At 64.3% G+C, this 5,121-nt stretch carries 6 protein-coding genes; 5 read left to right on the top strand and 1 reads right to left on the bottom strand.

Going from position 1 to position 5,121, the window contains the following annotated elements; all coding sequences use genetic code 11:
* The first annotated feature begins 302 nt into the window (after positions 1–302).
* From ACEN88_RS24025 to ACEN88_RS24015, 3 genes are all read left to right on the top strand, one after another.
* On the top strand, positions 303–995 hold the full coding sequence (locus ACEN88_RS24025) for an RNA polymerase sigma factor (RefSeq protein ID WP_413343708.1): 693 nt from the start codon (positions 303–305) through the stop codon (positions 993–995).
* A gap of 78 nt (positions 996–1,073) precedes the next feature.
* A complete protein-coding gene (locus tag ACEN88_RS24020; protein WP_056136297.1) occupies positions 1,074–1,589 on the top strand; it encodes a DUF4142 domain-containing protein in 516 nt (171 codons plus the stop codon).
* Positions 1,586–1,891, top strand: coding sequence for a plastocyanin/azurin family copper-binding protein (locus ACEN88_RS24015; RefSeq protein ID WP_413343706.1), 306 nt, complete (start codon positions 1,586–1,588; stop codon positions 1,889–1,891). Before ACEN88_RS24020 ends, ACEN88_RS24015 begins: the two co-directional genes overlap by 4 nt.
* Before the next feature lie 3 nt (positions 1,892–1,894).
* Here the strand turns inward: ACEN88_RS24015 and fliE are convergent, their stop codons facing one another.
* Complete coding sequence (gene fliE / locus ACEN88_RS24010; protein WP_413343704.1) at positions 1,895–2,281, bottom strand: flagellar hook-basal body complex protein FliE; 387 nt, start codon at positions 2,279–2,281, stop codon at positions 1,895–1,897.
* A 168-nt stretch (positions 2,282–2,449) separates the two neighbouring features.
* Between fliE and fliF the strand changes: the two genes are divergently transcribed.
* Together fliF and fliG are read left to right on the top strand one after the other, a co-directional pair.
* Entirely contained in the window at positions 2,450–4,135 is a 1,686-nt protein-coding gene (fliF, locus tag ACEN88_RS24005) for a flagellar basal-body MS-ring/collar protein FliF (protein WP_413343702.1), read from the top strand.
* On the top strand, positions 4,135–5,121 hold a 987-nt coding region (gene fliG / locus ACEN88_RS24000), incomplete at its 3' end, for a flagellar motor switch protein FliG (protein ID WP_413343700.1). The genes fliF and fliG, both read left to right, overlap by 1 nt.

Raw genomic sequence — 5,121 nt, 5'->3', positions numbered from 1 at the left:
TCGTCAGAGCTGACTTCCATGATGCTTACCTATGACATCTGAGCAAAATTTGAGGGGAAGGCTCAGGGTCAGAGCACATTTCTGAACAATTGATCACCAGCGCTGTTCGCTAGCTGGCCTGCGTAGACAAGAGGGCGGGCGCTGACGACAGACGTCGGTCTCCACGGATTAATACCTGTTGGCTCTTGATCGAAAAAGTGCTCTGACCCCGAATTTGTGTAATGGCCTGCGAGTATCCTGAAGGCGGGAACGCGGGGCTTCGGTCCCGCATCCAATCGTCAGGCATACGACCAGGAGATCCCATGCAGGCCGCCGCACCGAACCCCTCTTCCCTCGACGACGACGCGCTGCTACGCCGTATCCGCGCCGGCGACCGCGACGCGTTCTCCGATCTGATGCGGCGCTACAACCGCCGCCTGTACCGCGTCGCGCGCAGCGTCCTGCGCGACGATGCGGAAGCCGAAGATGCACTCCAGGATGCCTATCTGCAGGCCTATCGTGCCCTGCCCGGCTTTCGCGGCGAGTCGGCGCTCGGCACCTGGCTCACCCGCATCGTCGTCAATGCCGCGCTGATGCGCCAGCGTAAGAACGGGCGGCTCGCCGACGTCATCGAACTGGGCGCGGATTTCGGTTCGGACGATGCGATCCTGCCCCGCGACCGGCTGGACGAGCCGGCACAGCCGGAATTGGCCGCGCTGCGCGCCCAGACGCGGCGCCTGATCGAAACGGGCATCGACAAGCTCCCGGCCGCCTTCCGCACGGTGTTCATGCTGCGTGCGGTGGAGGAATTGACCGTGGAAGAGACGGCGGCCACGCTCGACATCCCCGCGGCGACCGTGCGCACCCGTTATTTCCGCGCGCGGGCCATGCTGCGCGAGGCGCTCGCACGCGAGATCGATTTCGCGATCGAGGATGCGTTCGGGTTCGACGGCGCGCGCTGCGACCGGATCGTCGAGGCGGTCCGGCGCCGGCTGGACGCGGAACCGTCCACCTGACACGAAGCGGGAACGCGCGCGCCGAAGCGTGCATCGAATGGATTGTTTCACCTAAACCATTCATTCAAGGAGTCCGCCATGAACAAATCCGCCCCGCTGCTGCTGTCCGCCCTGCTCGCCCTGAGCGCCACCGCCCACGCGGCCGGCCCGAACGATGCGCAGATCGCCGCCATCGTCGTCGCCGCCAATGCGGTCGATATCGACGCCGGCAAGCAGGCCGAGACGAAAACGCAGAACAAGGACGTGCGCGCCTTCGCCCAGCGCATGGTGGCCGACCACGCCGGCGTCAACCAGCAGGCCGTCGCGCTGGTGCAGAAACTGCACGTGACGCCCGAGGACAACGACACCAGCAAGAGCCTGACGAAGGACGGCGCGGCGACGCGCACCCGGCTGGCCGCCCTGTCCGGCAAGGCGTTCGACAAGGCCTATGTCGACAACGAAGTGACGTACCACGAGACCGTGCTTGGCGCACTCGACAAGACGCTGATCCCGAACGCCTCGAATGCCGAGCTGAAGGCCCTGCTCGTCAAGGTCCGCCCGGCGTTCGTGGCGCACCTGGAGCATGCCAAGCACATCCAGGCCGAACTCAAGTGAAGACCGCATTTGCCACGCTGTTCGCCGCGTCGTGTGCGCTGCCCCTCATGGCCGGCGCGGCGGAACACCACGTCGTCATCGACGGCATGAAGTTCACGCCGCAGGTCGTGCAGGTCAGGAAGGGAGATACGATCGTGTGGGAGAACCGCGACATGTTCGTCCACAACGTGACGGCGGCCGGCGTCAAGTCGGGCGACCTGCAGCCCGGGAAGACCTGGCGCTGGGTGGTGCCTGCGAAGATGTCGTTCGACTATCTCTGCACGCTGCATCCGGTGATGAAGGGGCGCGTGGACGTCAAGTGATCGTCACACCTGCATGTTCATGATGTCGTGATAAGCCGACACCAGCTTGTTGCGCACCTGCACCGTGGCCTGGAAGTTGATGCTCGCTTTCTGCATGGCGATCATCGTGTCGGACAGGCTCACGGAATCGTCGCCGGCGGCGAACTTCTTGCCCATCTCGTCCGCCTGGATCTGGGAATTGCTGACGTTCTGCAGCGACGCCTGCAGCGCATCCGAGAAGCTGACCCTGGTCGATGATTCGGCCGCATCGGGAGCGCCCAGCTTGCCGATGCCGCCCAGCCCGCCCAGCGCCTCCGCCGGCGACGCCGGGCCGGCCGGCTTCTGTGCCGCCGACTTCAGCTGCGCCATCATCGCTTCGATCCGGCTGCTGTCGATGCCGCCGATGTTCATGTCCGTTCTCCCAGTGCCTGTCAAACAAATCGATTCAGGCTGTCAGAATATCAGCGCCCGGGCAACGATTGCCTTCGAGCAGCACGGTAAACAGGGCCTTATTCCGGGGTTTGAATGTTGCCGTACGGCTCCATAATGGCGTTCATACACCCATTCCCTCCCCCCAACATGGCAACGACAGCGGAAGAACTCCTCGACAGCGACATCGCAACCCCGGCCGACGCGAAGCCGAAGTTCTGGCAGACGACGAACGGTAAACGCATCGTCATCGGCGGCGTCATCGCCGGCGTGGTGGCCATCGTCGCGGCATTGTGGCTGTGGACGTCGGCGCCGGAATACAAGGTGCTGTTCTCCAACTACACCGACAAGGACGGCGGCGCCATCACCGCCTCGCTCGACCAGATGGGGGTCAAGTACAAATTCTCGGACAGCGGCAGCGCGATCCTCGTGCCGGCCGACCGCATCCACGACCTGCGCCTGAAGCTGGCCCAGCAGGGCCTGCCGCGCGCCGGCAACGTCGGCTTCGAGCTGCTGGAGAACCAGAAGCTGGGCACGTCGCAATTCGTCGAGCAGGTCAACTACCAGCGCTCGCTGGAAGGCGAACTGGCCAACTCGATCCAGTCACTGTCCGCCGTCAGCTCGGCCCGCGTGCACCTGGCGCTGCCGAAGCCGTCCGTGTTCGTGCGCGACCAGCAGAAGCCGACCGCATCGGTCCTCCTGAACCTGCAGCCGGGCCGCGCCCTCGACCAGGCGCAAGTCAGCGCGATCGTGCACCTGGTGGCGTCGTCGATCCCGGAACTGACGCCGGCCAACGTGACCGTCGTCGACCAGAACGGCACCTTGCTGTCGGACAGCGCCAACAAGAACGGCAAGCAGCTCGACCCGAACCAGCTGAAATACGTCGAAGCGCTGCAGCAGAACATCGTCAAGCAGGTCCAGTCGATCATCGCCCCGCTCGTCGGCCAGAACAACGTGCGCGCCGAAGCGACCGCCGAAGTCGACTTCGCCCAGACCGACACCGCGGCCGAGATGTACAAGCCGAATTCGCCGCCGGAACCGCAGGCGATCCGCAGCCAGCAGACGTCCGAGCAGTCCGGTCCGGGCAGCACGAACCCGTCGGGCATCCCGGGCGCGCTGTCGAACCAGCCGCCGGGCGTGGCGACCGCACCGCTGGACGGCGGCGGCCAGCCTGCCCAGGCCCAGGCGAGCACCGGCCCGAGCCGCAAGGATTCCACGACCAATTACGAAGTCGACAAGACCATCCGCTACGAACAGAAACCGATGGGCGGCATCAAGCGCCTGACGGTCGGCGTGGTGGTGAACTACCGCCGCACCGTCGATCCGAAGACGGGCAAGGTCGTCGTCAAGCCGCTCAGCGCCGCCGAAGTCGCGCAGATCAACGAACTGGTCAAGCAGGCGATGGGCTACAGCCAGGCGCGCGGCGACACGCTGAACGTGACGAACGCCCCGTTCGACGGCGTCGACAAGCCGGAAGAGCAGGCGCCGGACTGGTGGAAGGATCCCGCCAACCTGCCGCTGGCGAAGGACATCGCACGCTACGTCTTCATCGCGCTCGTGCTGGCCTTCCTGTGGTTCCGCTTCGTGCGGCCGCTGCTCAAGCCGGCGATCAAGAAGTTCGACGAAGCCGTGGCGATCCCGCCCGAACCGGAACCGGAAGTGCCGGAGGCGGACCCGGAGCCGGACCCGGACGAAGAAGCCCGCATCCAGCGTGAAGAGGAAGAACAGCAGAAGGTCCAGGTCTACAAGAGCAACCTGGAAATGGCAAAAGACATGGCCAAGAACGATCCGCGCATCGTGGCCAACGTGATCAAGGAATGGCTGGGGACCGAGTAATGAGCGACAAGGACAAGGACAAGGAAAGCACGACCAAGGCAGCCATCCTGATGCTGGCCCTGGGCGAATCGGAAGCGGCCGAAGTGATGAAATTCCTCGGCCCGCGCGAAGTGCTCAAGCTGGGCGCCGCCATGGCGCAGATGAAGGCCGTGCAGCACGAGGAAGTCTTGAGCGTGCTGGGCGAATTCCGCGAGCGCGTGGACCTGCAGTCGACCGTCGGCCTCGATTCCGACGAATACATCCGCCAGGTGCTGACCAAGGCCCTCGGCGACGACAAGGCCGCCGTGCTGCTGAACCGCATCCTGGGCGGCAAGGACGCCTCCGGCATCGAAAGCCTGAAGTGGATGGATTCGCCGTCCGTCGCCGAACTGATCCGCAACGAGCACCCGCAGATCATCGCGACGATCCTCGTGCACCTCGAGCGCGACCAGGCCTGCGAAGTGCTGGCCCATTTCACGGACCGCCTGCGCAACGACGTCGTGCTCCGTATCGCCACCCTGGACGGCGTGCAGCCGGCCGCCCTGCGCGAGCTGAACGACGTGCTGACCAAGCTCCTGTCCGGCAACGAAAACATCAAGAAGTCGTCGCTGGGCGGCGTGCGTACCGCAGCGGAGATCCTGAACTTCATGAGCGGCGAGCAGGAAAGTTCCGTCATGGAGAACATCAAGAACTACGATAACGACATGGCGCAGAAGATCATGGACGAGATGTTCGTGTTCGACAACATCATCGACATCGACGACCGCGGCATCCAACTGCTGTTGCGCGAAGTGCAGTCGGAGATGCTGATCATCGCGCTGAAAGGCGCGTCGCAGGACTTGCGCGATAAAATCTTCAAAAACATGTCGCAACGTGCGGCGGAAATGATGCGCGAAGACCTGGAATCGAAAGGTCCCGTGCGCCTGTCCGAAGTGGAAACCCAGCAGAAGCAGATCCTGCAAATCGTCCGGCGTCTCGCCGACGAAGGCCAGATCGTGCTGGGCGGC

The sequence above is a fragment of the Massilia sp. CT11-108 genome (assembly GCF_047302915.1).
Classification (GTDB): Bacteria; Pseudomonadota; Gammaproteobacteria; order Burkholderiales; family Burkholderiaceae_D; genus Telluria; species Telluria orientalis.
This window is presented reverse-complemented; position numbering and strand designations above follow the sequence as displayed.